21 protein-coding genes are annotated in these 19,035 nt (G+C 62.5%); 16 read left to right on the top strand and 5 right to left on the bottom strand.

Annotated features, from left to right (window positions below; translation table 11 throughout):
• Position 1 precedes the first annotated feature (1 nt).
• The 14 genes from Q8X51_RS00610 to hemN all read left to right on the top strand — a co-directional run bounded on the left by Q8X51_RS00610 (position 2) and on the right by hemN (position 12,601).
• Positions 2–202 carry a cbb3-type cytochrome oxidase subunit 3 gene (locus tag Q8X51_RS00610; protein ID WP_065924735.1) on the top strand — a complete coding sequence of 67 codons (201 nt, stop codon included), beginning with the start codon at positions 2–4 and terminating at the stop codon, positions 200–202.
• The gene (gene ccoP, locus Q8X51_RS00605; RefSeq protein WP_065924736.1) at positions 199–1,146 is read left to right on the top strand and encodes a cytochrome-c oxidase, cbb3-type subunit III; all 948 of its coding nucleotides are present in this window, start codon (positions 199–201) and stop codon (positions 1,144–1,146) included. The genes Q8X51_RS00610 and ccoP (Q8X51_RS00605) overlap by 4 nt, the downstream gene beginning before the upstream one ends.
• Before the next feature lie 350 nt (positions 1,147–1,496).
• Complete coding sequence (gene ccoN, locus Q8X51_RS00600; RefSeq protein WP_027603733.1) at positions 1,497–2,939, top strand: cytochrome-c oxidase, cbb3-type subunit I; 1,443 nt, start codon at positions 1,497–1,499, stop codon at positions 2,937–2,939.
• Entirely contained in the window at positions 2,939–3,547 is a 609-nt protein-coding gene (gene ccoO / locus Q8X51_RS00595; RefSeq protein ID WP_003193167.1) for a cytochrome-c oxidase, cbb3-type subunit II, read from the top strand. The genes ccoN and ccoO overlap by 1 nt, the downstream gene beginning before the upstream one ends.
• A gap of 6 nt (positions 3,548–3,553) precedes the next feature.
• A complete protein-coding gene (locus Q8X51_RS00590) occupies positions 3,554–3,739 on the top strand; it encodes a CcoQ/FixQ family Cbb3-type cytochrome c oxidase assembly chaperone (protein WP_003193169.1) in 186 nt (61 codons plus the stop codon).
• On the top strand, positions 3,736–4,713 hold the full coding sequence (gene ccoP / locus Q8X51_RS00585; RefSeq protein ID WP_065946875.1) for a cytochrome-c oxidase, cbb3-type subunit III: 978 nt from the start codon (positions 3,736–3,738) through the stop codon (positions 4,711–4,713). The genes Q8X51_RS00590 and ccoP (Q8X51_RS00585) overlap by 4 nt, the downstream gene beginning before the upstream one ends.
• 172 nt (positions 4,714–4,885) lie before the next feature.
• The gene (locus Q8X51_RS00580) at positions 4,886–5,140 is read left to right on the top strand and encodes a type II toxin-antitoxin system Phd/YefM family antitoxin (protein ID WP_065924738.1); all 255 of its coding nucleotides are present in this window, start codon (positions 4,886–4,888) and stop codon (positions 5,138–5,140) included.
• Positions 5,140–5,550 carry a type II toxin-antitoxin system VapC family toxin gene (locus tag Q8X51_RS00575; protein WP_065924739.1) on the top strand — a complete coding sequence of 137 codons (411 nt, stop codon included), beginning with the start codon at positions 5,140–5,142 and terminating at the stop codon, positions 5,548–5,550. The genes Q8X51_RS00580 and Q8X51_RS00575 overlap by 1 nt, the downstream gene beginning before the upstream one ends.
• A gap of 207 nt (positions 5,551–5,757) precedes the next feature.
• Positions 5,758–7,185: a cytochrome c oxidase accessory protein CcoG gene (gene ccoG, locus Q8X51_RS00570; protein WP_027603729.1), complete on the top strand. Its 1,428-nt coding sequence runs from the start codon at positions 5,758–5,760 to the stop codon at positions 7,183–7,185.
• 15 nt (positions 7,186–7,200) lie between these two features.
• The gene (locus Q8X51_RS00565) at positions 7,201–7,740 is read left to right on the top strand and encodes a FixH family protein (protein WP_065924741.1); all 540 of its coding nucleotides are present in this window, start codon (positions 7,201–7,203) and stop codon (positions 7,738–7,740) included.
• A gap of 8 nt (positions 7,741–7,748) precedes the next feature.
• Complete coding sequence (locus tag Q8X51_RS00560) at positions 7,749–10,199, top strand: heavy metal translocating P-type ATPase (protein WP_074847449.1); 2,451 nt, start codon at positions 7,749–7,751, stop codon at positions 10,197–10,199.
• A gap of 22 nt (positions 10,200–10,221) precedes the next feature.
• Entirely contained in the window at positions 10,222–10,440 is a 219-nt protein-coding gene (gene ccoS, locus Q8X51_RS00555) for a cbb3-type cytochrome oxidase assembly protein CcoS (protein ID WP_065924743.1), read from the top strand.
• Positions 10,433–11,116, top strand: a complete 684-nt coding sequence (locus Q8X51_RS00550) for a sulfite exporter TauE/SafE family protein (protein ID WP_065924744.1) — start codon at positions 10,433–10,435, stop codon at positions 11,114–11,116. The genes ccoS and Q8X51_RS00550 overlap by 8 nt, the downstream gene beginning before the upstream one ends.
• A gap of 102 nt (positions 11,117–11,218) precedes the next feature.
• Positions 11,219–12,601, top strand: coding sequence for an oxygen-independent coproporphyrinogen III oxidase (hemN, locus tag Q8X51_RS00545; RefSeq protein WP_074847450.1), 1,383 nt, complete (start codon positions 11,219–11,221; stop codon positions 12,599–12,601).
• Here the strand turns inward: hemN and Q8X51_RS00540 are convergent, their stop codons facing one another.
• Entirely contained in the window at positions 12,602–13,069 is a 468-nt protein-coding gene (locus Q8X51_RS00540) for a hypothetical protein (protein ID WP_407693402.1), read from the bottom strand. It lies immediately after the preceding gene.
• 151 nt (positions 13,070–13,220) lie between these two features.
• Here Q8X51_RS00540 and fnr point away from each other — a divergent pair, with 151 nt between their 5' ends.
• Positions 13,221–13,955 carry a fumarate/nitrate reduction transcriptional regulator Fnr gene (fnr, locus tag Q8X51_RS00535; protein ID WP_065924746.1) on the top strand — a complete coding sequence of 245 codons (735 nt, stop codon included), beginning with the start codon at positions 13,221–13,223 and terminating at the stop codon, positions 13,953–13,955.
• A gap of 79 nt (positions 13,956–14,034) precedes the next feature.
• Positions 14,035–14,583 (top strand): adenine phosphoribosyltransferase, encoded by a 549-nt coding sequence (locus Q8X51_RS00530; RefSeq protein WP_027603721.1) that lies wholly within the window; start codon positions 14,035–14,037, stop codon positions 14,581–14,583.
• A gap of 78 nt (positions 14,584–14,661) precedes the next feature.
• Here Q8X51_RS00530 and recR read toward each other — a convergent pair whose 3' ends face one another.
• The 4 genes from recR to dnaX all read right to left on the bottom strand — a co-directional run bounded on the left by recR (position 14,662) and on the right by dnaX (position 18,928).
• A complete protein-coding gene (gene recR / locus Q8X51_RS00525) occupies positions 14,662–15,264 on the bottom strand; it encodes a recombination mediator RecR (RefSeq protein ID WP_027603720.1) in 603 nt (200 codons plus the stop codon).
• 66 nt (positions 15,265–15,330) lie between these two features.
• Entirely contained in the window at positions 15,331–16,365 is a 1,035-nt protein-coding gene (locus tag Q8X51_RS00520) for an NADP-dependent oxidoreductase (RefSeq protein ID WP_065924748.1), read from the bottom strand.
• Between the two features lie 132 nt (positions 16,366–16,497).
• On the bottom strand, positions 16,498–16,836 hold the full coding sequence (locus Q8X51_RS00515) for a YbaB/EbfC family nucleoid-associated protein (RefSeq protein WP_003193199.1): 339 nt from the start codon (positions 16,834–16,836) through the stop codon (positions 16,498–16,500).
• A gap of 43 nt (positions 16,837–16,879) precedes the next feature.
• Positions 16,880–18,928 carry a DNA polymerase III subunit gamma/tau gene (gene dnaX, locus Q8X51_RS00510; protein WP_065924749.1) on the bottom strand — a complete coding sequence of 683 codons (2,049 nt, stop codon included), beginning with the start codon at positions 18,926–18,928 and terminating at the stop codon, positions 16,880–16,882.
• Positions 18,929–19,035: the final 107 nt, after the last annotated feature.

Raw genomic sequence — 19,035 nt, 5'->3', positions numbered from 1 at the left:
CATGGGATTTGAATTCGATGCGGGCACCATCCGCGGCCTCGGCACGCTGGTGGTCGCCATCGCCTTTATCGGCCTGTCGCTGTGGGTATTCAACAACCGGCGCAATTCGGAATTCGAGGAAGCGCGCCTGCTGCCCTTCGCCGATGAACCTTCGCCATCCGACGCTCACCAAGAGCCTGCAACAAGGAGCAACCGGCCATGACTACCTTCTGGAGTACATGGATCTGCGTACTGACCATTGGCAGCCTGATCGGCCTGACCTGGCTGTTGTTCGCCACCCGCAAGGGCGAGACCAAGGGCAGCGTCGACCAGACCATGGGCCATGCCTTCGACGGCATCGAGGAATACGACAACCCCCTGCCCCAGTGGTGGTTCATGCTGTTCGCCGGCACCCTGGTGTTTGCGGTCGGCTACCTGATTCTCTACCCGGGCCTGGGCAACTGGAAAGGCGTGTTGCCGGGCTATGAAGACGGTTGGACCTCGGCCAAGGAGTGGGACAAGGAGATGGCCAAGGCCGACACCAAGTTCGGACCGATCTTCGCCAAATTCTCGGCCATGCCCGTGGAACAAGTCGCCAAAGACCCGCAAGCGCTGAAAATGGGCGGTCGCCTGTTCGCCTCCAACTGCGCGGTGTGCCACGGCTCGGATGCCAAGGGCGCATTCGGCTTTCCCAACCTGGCTGACAACATCTGGCGTTGGGGCGGTTCGGCCGAAGCGATCAAGACCACCATCATGAACGGTCGGCACGCGGCGATGCCGGCCTGGGGTGACATGCTCGGCGACGACGGCGTAAAAAACGTCGCCGCCTATGTGCGCCACGACCTGGCCAAGCTGCCATTGCCGGCGGACAGCACCGCCGACCTGGCCGCTGGCCAGGCCGCGTTCAACACCACCTGCGTGGCCTGCCACGGTCCGCAAGGCCACGGCATGGAAGCCATGGGCGCGCCGAACCTGACCCTGCCCGCCGGTTACATCTACGGCACCAGCCTTGCGCAGTTGCAGCAGACGATTCGCCACGGCCGCCAAGGCCAGATGCCAGCGCAGGAAGTGCTGCAGGGCAATGACAAAGTGCACCTGCTCGCCGCCTACGTTTACAGCCTGTCCCATAACGCTGATGGCGCAACGCCAGAAAGCCAAGCCCAGTAACATCTGACTGCCGCCCCAATCTGGGGCGGCAGCTCTACCGCGCTACGCGACCAAGTGTCGCACCCTTCCAAAGCACACCTTTCCCCTCCTGCCATTCGGGTCTACGCTTGCTTGCACAGCGGACCGATCCTGGCGTACGCGACGACAGTCGTTGCGACCCCCGAAATTTCCTGTCCACTCGATCAGCTTTCGATTTCGGATTTTATCCTTACGCCAAACATGGAAAGGGCGCAGAATCTGGCGTGGAACGCATTGACACAGGTCAGCCTTGCGTTGCAATGGCCCCTTGCTTTCTACATACTTGCGGCCGAATTTTACCTATAAAAAAACCTAAACCGTGGAACCTTAGAATGAGCACAGCAATCAGTCCGACTGCTTATAACTATAAGGTAGTCCGCCAGTTCGCCATCATGACGGTGGTCTGGGGGATCCTTGGCATGGGGCTCGGGGTGTTCATCGCCTCGCAACTGGTGTGGCCGGAATTGAATTTCGGTCTGCCATGGACAACCTTCGGCCGCCTGCGCCCGCTGCACACCAACCTGGTGATTTTCGCCTTCGGCGGATGTGCATTGTTTGCCACCTCCTACTATGTCGTGCAGCGAACCTGCCAGACGCGACTCATCTCCGACAGCCTCGCGGCCTTCACTTTCTGGGGTTGGCAAGCGGTGATCGTCGGCGCCATCGTCACCCTGCCGCTGGGCTACACCACCACCAAGGAATACGCCGAGCTGGAATGGCCGATCGCGATTCTGCTGGCCATCGTCTGGGTGACCTACGCAGTGGTGTTCTTCGGCACCATCGTCAAGCGCAAGACCAAGCACATCTATGTGGGCAACTGGTTCTACGGGGCCTTCATCCTGGTGACGGCGATGCTGCATATCGTCAACCACGCCTCGTTGCCGGTCAGCCTGTTCAAGTCCTACTCGGCCTACGCCGGGGCGACGGATGCGATGATCCAGTGGTGGTACGGCCACAACGCCGTGGGTTTCTTCCTCACCACCGGTTTCCTGGGGATGATGTACTACTTCGTGCCCAAACAGGCCGAACGGCCTATTTACTCGTATCGCCTGTCCATCGTGCACTTCTGGGCGCTGATCACCCTGTACATCTGGGCCGGCCCGCACCACCTGCACTACACCGCATTGCCGGACTGGGCCCAGTCCCTGGGCATGGCGATGTCGATCATCCTGCTGGCCCCGAGCTGGGGCGGCATGATCAACGGCATGATGACCCTGTCGGGCGCCTGGCATAAGCTGCGCACCGACCCGATCCTGCGCTTTTTGGTGGTGTCCCTGGCGTTCTACGGCATGTCGACTTTCGAAGGGCCGATGATGGCGATCAAGACCGTCAACTCGCTCTCCCACTACACCGACTGGACCATCGGCCACGTACACGCCGGTGCCCTCGGCTGGGTAGCGATGATCTCCATCGGCGCCCTGTACCACATGATCCCCAAGCTGTTCGGCCGTGTGCAGATGCACAGTGTCGGGCTGATCAATGCGCACTTCTGGCTGGCCACCATCGGCACCGTGCTCTACATCGCCTCGATGTGGGTCAACGGCATCACCCAGGGCCTGATGTGGCGTGCGATCAACGATGACGGCACCCTCACCTACTCCTTCGTCGAAGCGCTGCAAGCCAGCCACCCTGGTTTCATCGTCCGCGCCCTCGGGGGTGCGTTCTTTGCCAGCGGCATGCTGTTAATGGCCTACAACGTCTGGCGCACCGTGCGTGCCTCGGACCCGGCAGAAGCCGAAGCCGCCGCCAAGATCGCCGTTGTGGGAGCCCACTGATGAAGCATGAAGTCGTCGAGAAGAATATCGGCCTGCTGGCCTTCTTCATGGTCATCGCCGTGAGCATCGGTGGCCTGACCCAGATCGTTCCGCTGTTTTTCCAGGACGTGACCAACAAGCCGGTCGAAGGCATGAAGCCGCGCACCGCCCTTGAACTGGAAGGCCGCGACGTCTACATCGCCAACGGCTGTGTCGGCTGTCACTCGCAGATGATTCGCCCGTTCCGCGCCGAAACCGAACGCTACGGCCACTACTCGGTGGCCGGTGAAAGCGTGTGGGACCACCCGTTCCTGTGGGGTTCCAAGCGCACCGGCCCGGACCTGGCCCGTGTCGGCGGGCGTTACTCCGATGACTGGCAACGTGCGCACTTGTACAACCCGCGCAACGTGGTGCCTGAGTCGAAAATGCCGGCGTATCCGTTCCTCGTGGAAAACAAGCTCGACGGCAAGGACACCGCGAAGAAGATGGAAGTCCTGCGCACCCTGGGCGTGCCCTACACCGACGAAGACATCGCCGGTGCAGCCGCAGCCGTGAAGGGCAAGACCGAAATGGACGCATTGGTGGCCTACCTGCAAGGCCTGGGCACCATCATCAAAAGCAAACGGTGATTCTTCATGGATATCGGGATGATTCGAGGCCTGGGCACCGTTGTGGTGATGGTGGCCTTTATCGGCCTGGCGCTGTGGGTGTTCAGTCCCCGGCGCAAGTCGGAGTTTGACGACGCGACCATGTTGCCCTTTGCGGATGATCCCGAAGCCATCAAGCACGTCGAGCAAGCTTCTAGGAGTAACAAAGAATGACTACGTTCTGGAGTCTGTACGTCACAGTCCTCAGCCTGGGTACCATCTTCGCCTTGACCTGGCTGTTGCTGTCGACCCGCAAGGGCCAGCGCGCCGAGCAGACCGACGAGACCGTCGGCCACTCGTTCGACGGCATCGAGGAGTATGACAACCCGCTGCCCAAGTGGTGGTTCATGCTGTTCGTCGGCACCATCATCTTCGCCCTTGGCTACCTGGTGCTCTACCCCGGCCTGGGCAATTGGAAAGGCCTGCTGCCGGGCTACAACTACCTCGACAACGACAAGCAAACCCCGTTCGCCAACGGCCAGACCGGCTGGACCGGCGTGCACGAATGGGAAAAGGAAATGGCCAGGTCGGATGCCAAGTTCGGGCCGATCTTCGCCAAATTCGCGTCGATGCCGATTGAAGATGTCGCCAAGGACCCGCAAGCCTTGAAGATGGGCGGTCGCCTGTTCGCCTCCAACTGCTCGGTATGCCACGGCTCCGACGCCAAGGGCGCCTATGGCTTCCCCAACCTGACCGACGCCGATTGGCGCTGGGGTGGCGAACCGGCCACCATCAAGGAAACCATCATGAAGGGCCGTCATGCCGTCATGCCGGCCTGGCTGGACATCCTCAAGGAGCAAGGCGTCAGCGACGTTGCCGCGTTCGTCGTCACCAACCTCGACGGCCGCAAGCTGCCGGAAGGCGTGAAAGCCGATGTGGCCAACGGCGAGAAACTCTTCGCCGCCAACTGTGTGGCCTGCCACGGCCCGGCCGGCAAGGGCACCCCCGCCATGGGCGCGCCGGACCTGACCCACCCGGGTGCATTCATCTACGGTTCGAGCTTCGCCCAACTGCAGCAGACCATCCGTTGGGGCCGCCAGGGCCAGATGCCTGCGCAGGAGCAACTGCAAGGCAACGACAAGGTGCACTTGCTCGCGGCGTATGTCTACAGCTTGTCCCATGGGGATAAGAAGGCTGACGAGCAGTAAAGCTCACCGACACACAAAAGCCCCGCCTGAGTGATCAGGCGGGGCTTTTTTATAGATCGCATCGACACCCCCATGGGAAAAGCACGTTGACCGCTTGTAGCTTTAAGCTTGTGGCTCGCCAAGGCCAAGTAGTAACGTAACTACATTCAACCCGCTCCAGGGGAGGCGCACCATGACTTTCACCACCATTTCCAGTCGCGAATTCAATCAAGACACAAGCGGTGCCAAAAAAGCCGCTCGCCAAGGCCCGGTTTTTATCACCGATCGCGGCAAGCCTGCCCATGTACTGCTAAGCATTGAGGACTACCAGAAGCTGACAGGTCTCAATGCCAACATCGTTGACCTGCTGGTGATGCCGGAAGCGGCCGATATCGACTTTGAAACCGAACGTGCCGTGGTCACTCATCGACCCGTGGACCTCTCTTGATGTATCTACTCGACACCAACGTAATCTCTGAACTGCGTAAACCTCAGGCTGATGCAAACGTGGTCGCCTGGGCCAAAAGTGTCAGCGCACCGCGTATGTTTATTTCGGCAATCACCCTGAAAGAATTGGAAACCGGGGTCTTGCGCATTGAGCGGCGCGACCCGGCTCAGGGGAAAGTGTTGCGAACCTGGCTCAAGCGTCATGTGATGCCGGCCTTTGATGCCAGAATCCTGCCCGTCGATGCGGCAGTCGCGTTGCGTTGCGCACACTTGCATGTGCCGGACCGCGCCAATGAAAGTGACGCATTGATTGCCGCGACCGCGCTGGTGCATGGGCTCACGGTTGTCACGCGCAACGTCAGCGACTTCAAATCCAGTGGCGTTCCACTGATCAATCCTTGGGACGAATGACCGCCTCCCCCACGAAAACCGTCCATACTTCCCAAGTCAATTGATCCAGGTCACGTACACCATCAATTGATTTCCCCCAACGCGACCAAAGGTCGCACCCTTTGAGCACCATCGGGGGCGTATCATTACGCCACTGCAAGACCCTTAATTTGACCCCGGTTGGCACGTACTGGCCGAGGCAAATCTCCACCGCCGTGGGATGCAATGATGAGCAACCAGATACCGGTACATGACGTTACCCCGCCTGCCAAAAACGCCAGCAGTGCTGACACCAAGACTGTCGACCTGTACGCCTCGCGCGAAAAAATCTACACCCGCGCCTTCACTGGCCTGTTCCGCAACCTGCGCATGCTCGGCGGCGCCGGCCTGTTCCTGCTCTACTTCGGCACGGTGTGGCTGAACTGGGGCGGCCACCAGGCGGTGTGGTGGAACCTGCCGGAACGTAAGTTCTTTATTTTCGGCGCGACCTTCTGGCCCCAGGACTTCATCCTGCTGTCGGGCATCCTGATCGTCGCGGCGTTTGGCCTGTTCTTCATCACGGTGTACGCCGGCCGCGTGTGGTGCGGGTATACCTGCCCGCAAAGCGTGTGGACATGGATCTTCATGTGGTGCGAAAAGGTCACCGAAGGCGACCGCAACCAGCGCATCAAGCTGGACAAGGCGCCCATGGGGGCCAACAAGTTCCTGCGCAAATTCAGCAAGCACACGCTGTGGCTGTTGATCGGTTTTGTCACCGGCATGACCTTTGTCGGCTACTTCTCGCCGATCCGCGAGCTGGTGTTCGACTTCTTCACCGGCCAGGCCGACGGCTGGTCGTATTTCTGGGTCGGCTTCTTCACCCTCGCCACCTATGGCAACGCCGGCTGGCTGCGCGAGCAGGTGTGCATCTACATGTGCCCGTATGCACGCTTCCAGAGCGTGATGTTCGACAAGGACACCCTGATCGTTTCCTACGATCCACGCCGTGGCGAAGTGCGTGGCCCGCGTAAAAAAGGCACCGACTACAAGGCCCAGGGCCTGGGTGACTGCATCGACTGTACAATGTGCGTCCAGGTATGCCCCACCGGTATCGACATCCGCGACGGCCTGCAAATCGAGTGCATCGGTTGCGCCGCCTGTATCGACGCCTGCGACACCATCATGGACAAGATGGAATACCCGCGCGGCCTGATCAGCTACACCACCGAGCACAACCTGTCGGGGCAGAAAACCCACAAGTTGCGCCCACGCCTGATCGGTTATGCCCTGGTGTTGCTGGCGATGATCAGCCTATTGGCCGGGGCGTTCTTCATGCGTTCGCTGGTGGGCTTCGACGTGAGCAAGGACCGCGTGCTGTACCGCGAAAACGCCGAAGGGCGCATCGAAAACGTCTACAGCCTGAAGATCATGAACAAGGACCAGCGCGATCACACCTACGTGCTCGACGCCGCCGGCCTGCCGGACCTCAAGCTGCAAGGCCGACGTGAAATCAGAGTGGCGGCGGGCGATATCGTCAGCATGCCGGTGGAGCTGTCGAGTGCACCGGAGCAACTGCCGTCGAGTACCAACGAGGTGAAATTCATCCTCACCGATGCCGATGACGCCAGCGTCCACGTTGAAGCCAAGAGCCGATTCATCGGCCCACAAGTTCGATAACGAGAGAACTGAACAATGCCCGTAGCCACTGCCGCAAGCCCCTGGTACAAGCACCTCTGGCCCTGGATCATCATTGGGATCCTGGCCTGCTCGGTGACCTTGACCTTGTCCATGGTGACCATCGCGGTGAACAACCCGGACAACCTGGTCAACGACAACTACTACGAGGCCGGCAAAGGCATCAACCGCTCCCTGGACCGCGAACGGTTGGCCCAGACCCTGCAACTGCGCGCCAAGCTGCACCTGGATGAGCTGACCGGCGAAGTCGAGCTGCAACTTACCGGCTACAGCAACCCGAACACCCTGGAACTGAACCTGATCTCCCCGACCCAGCCGGAGAAGGATCGCAAGATCAACCTGACCCGCAGCGACAGCGAACCGGGCCGCTACATCGGTCAGGTCACCGACAAGGTCGAAGGCCGCCGCTTCGTGGAATTGCTGGGCGTGGAAGGCGACAGGACCTGGCGCCTGTTCGAGGAAGAAGAAGTCAGCCACGACAAGGACTTGCTGCTGGGTGATGAACCGTTGCAGGGTGCTGAAGACCTGAAAAAATAGCAGCGCCCATGACCAGCCCAACCCCCTGCTACCACTGCGCCCTGCCCGTCCCGTCCGGCAGTCGGTTCACCGCCGTGATCCTCGGCGAGCGCCGCGAGCTGTGCTGCCCCGGCTGCCAGGCCGTGGCCGAAGCGATTGTGGCCGGTGGGCTGGAAAGCTATTACCAGCACCGCAGCGAAGCCTCGGCCAACCCCGAGACGCTGCCGGTGCAACTGGTGGATGAACTGGCGCTGTATGACCGCGCCGACGTGCAAAAACCCTTCGTGCACCACGAAGGCGACCTCGCCGAAACCACCCTGCTGATGGAAGGCATCAGTTGCGCCGCCTGTGGCTGGTTGATCGAAAAACACCTGCGCAGCCTGCCCGCCGTGGCCGAGGCGCGGCTGAACCTGTCCAACCATCGCCTGCAGGTGCGCTGGGCCGACGGGCAATTGCCGTTGAGCCAGGTGCTCAGTGAACTGCGCCATATCGGCTATGCCGCCCACCCGTATCAAGCAGACCGTGCGGCCGAGCAACTGGCCAGCGAAAACCGCCTGGCCCTGCGCCAGCTGGGGGTCGCCGGACTGCTGTGGTTCCAGGCGATGATGGCGACCATGGCCACCTGGCCGGAATTCAATATCGACCTGAGCCCCGAGCTGCATGTGATCCTGCGCTGGGTGGCAATGTTTCTGACCACCCCCATCGTGTTCTACAGCTGTGCGCCGTTCTTCAAGGGCGCCATGCGCGACGTGCGTACGCGTCACCTGACCATGGACGTGTCGGTGTCCCTGGCCATTGGCGGGGCTTACCTGGCCGGGATCTGGACCGCAATCACCGGCGTGGGCGAGTTGTATTTCGATGCGGTGGGCATGTTTGCGCTGTTCCTGCTGGCCGGTCGCTACCTGGAGCGCCGTGCCCGGGAGCGCACGGCCGCCGCCACCGCGCAGCTGGTCAACCTGCTGCCCGCCTCATGCCTGCGCCTCAAAGGTGACGGCCAGAGCGAACGCATTCTCTTGAGCGAACTGGCGCTGGGCGACCGCGTGCTGGTGCATCCGGGCGCGGTTCTGCCGGCAGATGGGGTGATCCTCGACGGCCGCTCCAGCATCGATGAATCGCTGCTCACCGGTGAGTACCTGCCGCTGCCGCGCCAAACCGGTGATGCCGTCACCGCCGGCACGCTGAACGTCGAAGGCGCGTTGACCGTCGAAGTCCGCGCCCTGGGCCACGAGACCCGCCTGTCCGCCATCGTACGCCTGCTGGAGCGGGCCCAGGCCGAGAAGCCGCGCCTGGCGCAGATCGCCGACCGCGCCGCGCAGTGGTTCCTGTTGTGTTCGCTGATTGCCGCGGCGGTGATCGGCCTGTTGTGGTGGGAGCTGGATTCATCGCGGGCGTTCTGGATCGTGCTGGCAATGCTGGTGGCCACCTGCCCCTGCGCGTTGTCCCTGGCCACGCCGACCGCCCTCACCGCCGCCACCGGCACCCTGCACAAGCTCGGGCTATTGCTGACCCGTGGCCATGTGCTCGAAGGCCTGAACCAGATCGACACGGTGATCTTCGACAAGACCGGCACCCTCACCGAAGGCCGCCTGGCGTTGAAAGCGATCCGGCCGCTGGCCGCCTTGAACAGCGACCAGTGCCTGGGCCTCGCCGCCGCCCTGGAAAACCGCTCCGAACACCCGATTGCCCGCGCCTTCGGGCGTGCGCCGCTGGCCGCCGACGAGGTGCTCAGTTCCCCGGGCCTTGGCCTGGAAGGCCGTGTCGGCACACGCCAGTTGCGCATCGGCCAGCCGGGGTTTGTTTGTGCACTCAGTGGTTGCCCGATTCCCGCCGCTCCGGAGGATGACGGCCAATGGCTGCTGCTGGGCGACGGCGACGGTGCCCTGGCCTGGTTCGTCCTCGACGACCGCCTGCGCAGCGATGCCCCTGCCCTGCTGGCCGCCTGCAAGGCGCGTGGTTGGCGCACGCTGCTGCTGTCGGGGGACAGTTCGCCGATGGTCGCCAGCGTCGCCGCTGAACTGGGTATCGATGAAGCCCACGGCGGCCTGCGCCCAGACGACAAGCTCCACGTGCTGCAACAACTGCACAAGGAAGGCCGCAAGGTGCTGATGCTCGGCGATGGCGTCAACGATGTGCCGGTGCTGGCCGCCGCCGACATCAGCGTGGCCATGGGCTCGGCCACCGACCTGGCCAAGACCAGCGCCGATGCGGTGCTGCTGTCCAACCGCCTGGATGCCCTGGTGCAAGCCTTCACCCTGGCGCGGCGCACCCGCCGGGTGATCATTGAAAACCTGCTGTGGGCGGGACTGTACAATGGCCTTATGCTGCCGTTTGCCGCCCTCGGTTGGATCACTCCGATCTGGGCGGCGATCGGCATGTCCCTCAGTTCGTTGACCGTGGTGCTCAATGCCCTGCGCCTGACTCGCCTGCCGAGTGCGCAGGCCAGAAGCGCCCCTTTGGTAACCCGTCCGCTGCCGGCTTGAGCCGCGCGGGCATGGAGTGCAGATGCCAGCTCTATACGTGATGATTCCGGCGGCGCTGCTGTTAGTGGGCGTGGCCATCTACATCTTCTTCTGGGCGGTGGACAGCGGCCAGTACGACGACCTCGACGGCCCGGCCCACAGCGTGCTGTTCGACGACCAGGACCCGAACCACCTGGCGGCCGTCGACGAAGCCAACGGCCCCGAGCAACCGCCCGTGCCCAAAGCCCCACCCCATGCTTGAGCTGGCGCCGCTGCTGGTCTCTGCGCTGATCCTCGGCCTGCTGGGCGGCGGCCATTGCCTGGGCATGTGCGGCGGGCTGATGGGCGCGCTGACCCTGGCGATTCCCAAGGAACAGCGCAGCCGCCGGTTCCGCCTGCTGCTGGCGTACAACCTGGGGCGCATCCTCAGCTATGCCACTGCGGGGTTATTGATCGGCCTGGCCGGCTGGGCGGTGGCCAACAGCCCGGCGGCCCTGTTCATGCGTGTGCTCGCCGGGTTGCTGTTGATCTGCATGGGGCTGTACCTGGCCGGTTGGTGGAGCGGCCTCACCCGTATCGAAAGCCTCGGGCGCGGCCTGTGGCGCTGCATACAGCCCGTCGCCAACCGTTTGCTGCCGGTATCCAGCCTGCCCCGCGCGCTGCTGCTGGGCGCGCTGTGGGGCTGGTTGCCGTGCGGGCTGGTCTACAGCACCCTGCTGTGGGCCGCCAGCCAGGGTAATGCGCTGGACAGTGCGCTGCTGATGCTGGCTTTTGGCTTAGGCACATGGCCGGTACTGCTGGCGACCGGGTTGGCGGCCGAACGCGTGACCGCGTTATTGCGCAAGCGCAGCGTGCGGATGGCCGGTGGCCTGCTGGTGATTGTTTTCGGTATCTGGACCCTGCCAGGTCCGCACCAGCACTGGCTGATGGGCCATTAAAAGGCTATGTGGCATAGCGCCGCTCCCCGTTGATGCAAATCAAGATGCCCTACCGGCCACGCCCCTAGACTCGGCTCACTAGCCTATCCGGGGAATGCCCGCATGCTCGACGCCATTCGTTGGGACTCACATCTGATTCACCGCTACGACCTGGCGGGACCGCGCTACACGTCCTACCCCACCGCCGTACAATTCGACAGCCAGGTCGGCACCTTCGACCTGCTCCACGCCCTGCGCGAAAGCCGCAAGGCCACGCGACCGTTGTCGCTGTATGTGCATGTGCCGTTCTGCGCGAACATTTGCTACTACTGCGCGTGCAACAAGGTGATCACCAAGGACCGCGGCCGCGCCCAGGCCTACCTGCAACGCCTGGAGCAGGAGATTCAGTTGGTGGCCTGCCACCTCGACCCGAAACAGTCGGTTGAACAACTGCACTTCGGCGGCGGCACCCCGACCTTTCTCAGCCACGACGAACTGCGCCAGGTCATGGGCAGCCTGCGCCAGCACTTCAATCTGCTCGACGACGACTCCGGCGACTACAGCATCGAGATCGACCCGCGCGAAGCCGACTGGGCGACCATGGGCCTGCTGCGTGAACTGGGCTTCAACCGGGTGAGCATCGGCCTGCAAGACCTCGACCCGGACGTGCAGCGCGCGGTCAACCGCCTGCAAAGCCTGGAAGAAACCCGCGCGGTGATCGACGCCGCGCGCACCCTGCAGTTTCGCTCGATCAATATCGACCTGATCTACGGCCTGCCCAAGCAGACGCCGATCAACTTCGCGCGCACCGTGGAGGAAGTGATCAAGCTGCAGCCGGACCGCCTGTCGGTGTTCAACTACGCGCATCTGCCGGAACGCTTCATGCCCCAACGACGGATCAACAGCGAGGAACTGCCGTCGCCGGAATCCAAGCTGCTGATGCTGCAGACCACCATCGAGCAATTGACCCAGGCCGGCTACCGCTATATCGGCATGGACCACTTCGCCCTGCCGGACGACGAACTCGCCATTGCCCAGGAAGAAGGCACGCTGCAACGTAACTTCCAGGGCTACACCACCCACGGCCATTGCGACCTGATCGGCCTCGGCGTGTCAGCCATCAGCCAGATCGGCGACCTGTACTGCCAGAACAGCAGTGACCTGAACGGCTATCAGAACGCCCTGGCCAACGCCCAACTGGCCACCAGCCGTGGTTTGATCTGCACCACCGACGACCGCTTACGTCGGGAAGTGATCCAGCAGTTGATCTGCACGTTCAGCCTGGCCTTCGAGCAGATCGAACAGGCGTTCAACATCGATTTTCGCGGGTATTTCGACGAGGTCTGGCCGCAACTTGAGGCGATGGCGCAAGACGCCCTGATCGAACTGGATGCCCAAGGCATTCGCGTGCTGCCCGCCGGACGGCTGCTGGTGCGTTCGGTCTGCATGGTGTTCGATGCGTACCTGGAGCACCAGAACCGGCAGCGGTTTTCGCGGGTGATCTAGTTACATCGACAACGACGCGGCTTTGAGCGCGTCATCGGCGCTCATGGTCTTCATCGCTTTGGCCAGAGAGGTCTGGGCCGTCATCAAACCTGCCTGCAACGAACTGATCGCGCCTTGCACATTGGCGGTCTTGGCCCGGGCCTGCTCCGGGGTCAAGCTTTTGTCTGCCGCGATCGCCTGAAGCTCAGCCATTTTCTCGGCGATCTGCTGTTTCAGCTTGCGGATCATTTTCAGCACCTGCTTGACGTTATCGTCCAGGCCGCTGTCGTCGATATCGGCATTCGCGCTTTTGGGCGCCCCGGCCGCCTTGAACGCTGCGGCGGAAATAGTCACCGTCACCCCTTCAATCACATTGGTTTCAGGCGCCGGCGCGGTCACGGGCAGCTTTTCCTCGGCCTCGGCAGCGGGCTTCAAGTCCTGCACGCTGGGTACACGGATGGCAGGGTTGTAAGCCGCGATAACAGACATGATCCGAGCTCCGAATGGTAGATGTGCAACTGTATCGGCATCGGTACAAAAAGCTTTATACCGTTGCCTGTTTTTTGTACAGGCTGGCTTCACTGCCCACCAGTGCGGTACCCTTACGTATTATGTGTGTTTTCCCACAAGGATTTAAGAAATGTCCGAGCCAGTCAAACTGCGCGCTCACAGCCAGGCTCACTGCAAGGATTGCAGCCTGGCTCCCCTCTGCCTGCCACTTTCGCTGAATCTGGAAGACATGGAAGCGTTGGACGAAATCGTTAAACGCGGTCGCCCGCTGAAGAAAGGCGAGTTTCTGTTTCGCCAGGGGGACAAGTTCGATTCCGTCTATGCAGTACGTTCGGGTGCGCTGAAGACCTTCAGCCTGAGCGACAGCGGCGAAGAGCAGATCACCGGTTTCCACCTGCCCAGCGAGCTGGTCGGGTTATCGGGCATGGACACCGAGATTCACCCGGTGTCGGCCCAGGCCCTGGAAACCACGTCGGTGTGCGAAATCCCCTTCGAGCGCCTGGACGAACTGGCCCTGCAATTGCCACAACTGCGCCGTCAGTTGATGCGCGTGATGAGCCGCGAGATTCGTGACGACCAGCAGATGATGCTGCTGTTGTCGAAGAAAACCGCCGACGAGCGCATCGCCACCTTCCTGGTCAACCTGTCGGCGCGGTTCCGTGCCCGTGGTTTCTCGGCCAACCAGTTCCGCCTGAGCATGTCGCGCAACGAAATCGGCAATTACCTGGGCCTGGCAGTGGAAACCGTATCCCGTGTGTTTACCCGCTTCCAGCAGAGCGAACTGCTGGCCGCCGAAGGCAAGGAAGTGCACATCCTCGACCCGATCCAGCTGTGCGCACTCGCCGGTGGTTCCTTGGAAGGCTGATGCAGACGCTTGCGGCCGCGCCAATCGGTGAGGCCGCAGGTATACTTCGAGTCCGTTTTCCGCCCAGGACTCTTCGACGATGACTTTCGATTCGTTCGACATCAAATCCCTGATCCGCCCCGTCATCGACTTCCCCAAGCCTGGGGTGATCTTTCGTGACATCACACCGCTGTTCCAATCGCCCAAGGCCCTGCGCCTGGTGGCTGACACCTTTGCCCATCGCTATGTCGAGGCCGATTTCAGCCATATCGGCGCGATGGATGCGCGCGGCTTCCTGATCGGCTCGATCATCGCCTACCAACTGAACAAGCCGCTGATCCTGTTCCGCAAGCAGGGCAAGCTGCCGGCTGACGTGCTGTCCGAGGGTTACCAGACCGAATACGGCGAGGCCTTCCTCGAAGTGCATGCCGACAGCCTGTGCGAAGGTGATTCGGTGCTGATGTTCGATGACCTGATCGCCACGGGCGGTACCTTGATCGCGGCGGCCAACCTGGTGAGACGCATGGGGGCGAAGATCTTTGAAGCGGCGGCGATCATTGACCTGCCGGAACTCGGCGGCTCGCAACGCCTGGAAGACATGGGCATCCCGACGTTTTGCCTGACCCGCTTTGCCCTCACCGAGCGGTAACGGTTGCGCGGACTGACGCTATCAGGGGCAAGTGGATTCGCCGCACTGCCCCTCCCACATTTGATCCTGCGCTGATCGTTAGAGCGCGATCGGTTTACGACCGGCGAACGAATGCGCCAACGTGCCGCCGTCCACCAACTCTAACTCGCCCCCCAGCGGCACGCCATGGGCGATTCGCGAAGTGACCAGGCCTTTGTTGCTCAGCAGTTGGGCGATGTAATGCGCAGTGGCTTCACCTTCCACGGTCGGGTTGGTGGCCAGGATCACCTCGGTAAAGGTGCCCTGCTCCTCGATACGCGCCACCAACTGCGGAATGCCGATGGCCTCCGGCCCCAGCCCATCGAGCGGCGAGAGGTGGCCCTTGAGCACGAAGTAGCGCCCGCGATAACCAGTCTGCTCCACCGCGTACACATCCATCGGCCCTTCCACCACGCACAGCAGCGTGTCGTCGCGGCGCGGGTCGGCGCATTGCGGGCAGAGTTCTTCTTCGGTGAGGGTCCGACACTGGCGGCAGTGACCCACCCCGGTCATGGCCTGGCTCAAGGCCTGGGCCAGCCGGGTACCGCCGCTGCGATCACGCTCCAGCAGTTGCAGCGCCATGCGTTGGGCGGTTTTCTGGCCGACACCCGGCAACGTGCGCAGGGCGTCGATCAGTTGGCGAATCAGGGGGCTGAAGCTCATGGGCGAGTGGTCCGACAAAACAACGAGACGCGGTTTATACCCGCGCCTCGGATTAGCGTCAAATGCTCAATCCTGCGCGACCCGTACCACCAACTTGCCGAAGTTGCGCCCTTCCAGCAAACCGATAAAGGCTTCGGGCGCCTGCTCCAGGCCCTCGACCACGTCTTCGCGGAACTTGATCTTGCCGTCGCGTACCCACGGCGCCATGGCGCTGAGGAACTCCGGCTGGCGGTCACCGTAGTCGTCAAACACGATAAAGCCCTGGATCCGTACACGCTTGGTCAACAACGTGCGTTGCAGCGCCGGCAAGCGGTCAGGCCCGCTGGGCGCTTCATGGGCGTTATAGCCGGCGATCAGCCCGCACAGGGGGATGCGCGCCTTGGGGTTGAGCAACGGCAGCACGGCGTCGAACACCTTGCCACCGACGTTTTCGAAATAAATGTCCACGCCCTTGAAGCAGGCCTGGGCCAAGTCGTCGGCAAACGTTGCGCTTTTGTGGTCGATGCAGGCATCAAAACCCAATTCGTCCACCACGTAGCGGCACTTCTCGGCACCGCCCGCAATCCCGACCACACGCAGGCCCTTGAGCTTGGCCACCTGGCCGACCACCGAACCCACCGCGCCGGAGGCAGCCGCCACCACCAGGGTTTCTCCGGCTTTCGGCTGGCCGATGTCCATCAGGCCCATGTAGGCGGTCATGCCCGGCATGCCCAGTACCCCCAGGGCCATGGACGGGCTGGCCAGGCCATTGGGCACCGGGATCAGGTTGCGGCCGTCGGAAATGCTGTGGCTCTGCCAACCGGTGGCGCCGACGACCAGATCACCCACCTCGAATTTCGGATTACGCGATTGCTCGACACGGCTGACAGCCCCGCCGGTCATCACCTCGTCGATTTCCACCGGCGCGGCGTAGGACGGTGCGTCGCTCATGCGCCCGCGCATATAAGGGTCGAGGGAGAGGTAGAGCGTCTTCAGCAGGACCTGGCCGTCTGCCAATTCCGGCAAGGTCACCCGTTCCAGGCGGAAGTTTTCCGGCGTGGGTGCGCCTTGAGGGCGTGAGACCAGGACAATGCGCTGGTTCAAAGTCGGTTCGTGAGGCATGAAGGGCTCCTTGATCGAATCTATCGGTATAGGGTGCAGACCATGGGTGCCGCGCCAGGGTTCGATTGGATTGGCACAAACAAAAATGCCAGGCACGAGGCCTGGCATTGGAGTCTAGCTAAAGCCTGGCGATCAGAACGGCAGCTTCATGCCCGGTGGCAGTTGCATGCCGGCGGTCACGCCGGACATTTTGTCCTGGCTGTTGGCTTCGATCTTGCGCACGGCATCGTTGACGGCCGCGGCGAACAGCGCCTCGAGCATTTCCAGGTCATCTTCGCCCACGCCTGGCAATACGCTTGGGTCGATGCTCACGCGCTTGATGTCGTGACGACCGGTCATCACCACACTGACCATATCGCCACCGGCTTTACCGGTGACTTCGGCGTTGGCCAGCTCTTCCTGCATCTTGGCCATCTTTTCCTGCATCTGCTGCGCCTGCTTCATCAGGCCGGCCATGCCACCTTTCATCATGGGAATCACCTCAAAAGTACGTGGATCAATGAATAGCCCGGTGTCAGGACGCCTGGGGCACCGGGGCTTCGACAGGTTCAATTGTATCTTGGCGAACGACCGCCCCGAACTGCTGCATCATTTGCTGGATGAGCGGATCGCCGTGGATCGAGTCCTCAGCCTCCCGCTGGCGGTTGATACGCCGGCGGGTGGCAGCCTGGGCCGGGGTTTCCTGCTCGGGCTTGATCAACTCGATAGCGATGGTCAGCGTGCGCCCATGGTACTGGTTCAGGGCGTCGTTGAGGCGCCGCTGCTGGGTCGCGTTGAACAGCGCACTGTGGGCCGGGTCCAGGTGCAACAGCCAGTGGTCGCCATCGATGGCGATCAGGGTGCAGTTGGCGGCGATGCTGCCGGTCATGCCGGAAATCGGCAGTTTCGGGAACAGCTCCAGCCATTGCAGGGCCAGGCCGGTGGCTGGTGCCGCAGCGGGCTCCACCTCGGGTTCCGGGGCAGGCTCGGCGGTGTGCTCGCTGGCCAGGTCGTCCAGGTAGCTGTAGGCCGAATCCATGTCCGGCTCGATGTAATCTTCGTCCAGCGGCGGTTCGTCGTCGAGGTCGATGCCCGGGGTTGCGGCTTCGACCTGGGCCACAGTCGGCTCGGGAACCGGGGCCGTCACCCACTCGGGGGCGGCCGGTACCACGCTGTCCGGCGTCGGCGCAGGCATCGGCGTCAGCTCAGGCTGCTCACCGACGGTTTCCAGGACGGGCTCGACATAGGGCTGCTGTTCAACCTCGACCTCAGCGTCTACCGGGTCATTCCAGGGCAGGTCGACGACAGGCTCGGGCTCGACAACCGGTTCCGGCTCAACCACCGCTGCCGCCACCACCGCTGCCGGCTCAGGCGCCGGTGCAACAGGGGCAGCAACCACTGGCGCGACCACCGCCGCGCCAGCCACTGGTTTGGCGGAATCAACTGTGGCCTGGCTGATCCCCACTGGCTTTAGCGGCTGTCTCGGTGCGTCCGCCGAATCCGCCGGCCGGAAGGCCAGCATCCGCAGCAGGACCATCTCGAAGCCTCCGCGTGGGTCGGGCGCCAAAGGCAAGTCGCGACGACCGATCAGGCCCATCTGGTAGTAGAACTGCACGTCTTCGGCCGGCAACGCCTGGGCCAGGGCCAACACGCGGTCACGGTCGCCATGGCCGTTGTCGACACCTTCCGGCAACGCCTGGGCGATGGCGACGCGGTGCAGCACATTGAGGATTTCCGAGAGCACGCCGTTCCAGTCCGGGCCTTGCTCCGACAGGTGGCGCACGGCTTCGAGCAACGCCTTGGCATCGCCCTCGATCAGCGCATGCAGCACGTCGAACACCTGGCCGTGGTCCAGGGTGCCGAGCATGGCGCGCACATCGGCAGCCATGACCTTGCCTTCACCAAAGGCAATGGCCTGGTCGGTGAGGCTCATGGCATCGCGCATCGAGCCATCGGCGGCGCGGCCCAGCAGCCACAGTGCGTCGTCTTCGAACGGTACGTTCTCGACGCCCAGCACGTGGGTCAAATGCTCCACCACGCGCTCGGGGGTCATGTTCTTCAGGGAGAACTGCAGGCACCGCGACAAGATCGTTGCAGGCAGTTTCTGCGGGTCGGTGGTGGCCAGGATGAATTTGACGTAGGGCGGCGGCTCTTCCAGGGTTTTCAACAAGGCGTTGAAGGAATGGCTGGAAAGCATGTGCACTTCGTCGATCAGGTAGACCTTGAAGCGGCCACGGCTGGGCGCGTACTGCACATTGTCGAGCAGCTCGCGGGTGTCTTCGACCTTGGTGCGGCTCGCGGCGTCGATCTCGATCAGGTCGACGAAACGCCCTTCGTCGATCTCGCGGCACACCGAGCAGGTGCCGCAGGGCGTCGAGGTGATACCGGTTTCACAGTTCAGGCATTTGGCGATGATGCGCGCAATGGTGGTCTTGCCCACTCCCCGGGTACCGGTGAACAGGTAGGCGTGGTGCAGCCGCTGGCTGTCCAAGGCATTGATCAGAGCCTTGAGCACATGGGTCTGGCCGACCATTTCGCGGAACGAGCGCGGACGCCATTTACGTGCAAGAACCTGATAACTCATCGAAAACCGTCGCAACTGGGAAGCGGAAGCGGGTAATGCTAGCGGAGCAAGGGGGAAATTGCATCCGGCACGCTCGCCTAATCTGACTAAGCTCTGCTGACTGGCCC

This window comes from Pseudomonas sp. Yb2C2, from assembly GCF_052112325.1.
Taxonomy (GTDB): Bacteria; Pseudomonadota; Gammaproteobacteria; order Pseudomonadales; family Pseudomonadaceae; genus Aquipseudomonas; species Aquipseudomonas marginalis.
Note: the sequence above shows the minus strand (reverse complement) of the source record. Positions and strands in the feature narration are given on the sequence as shown.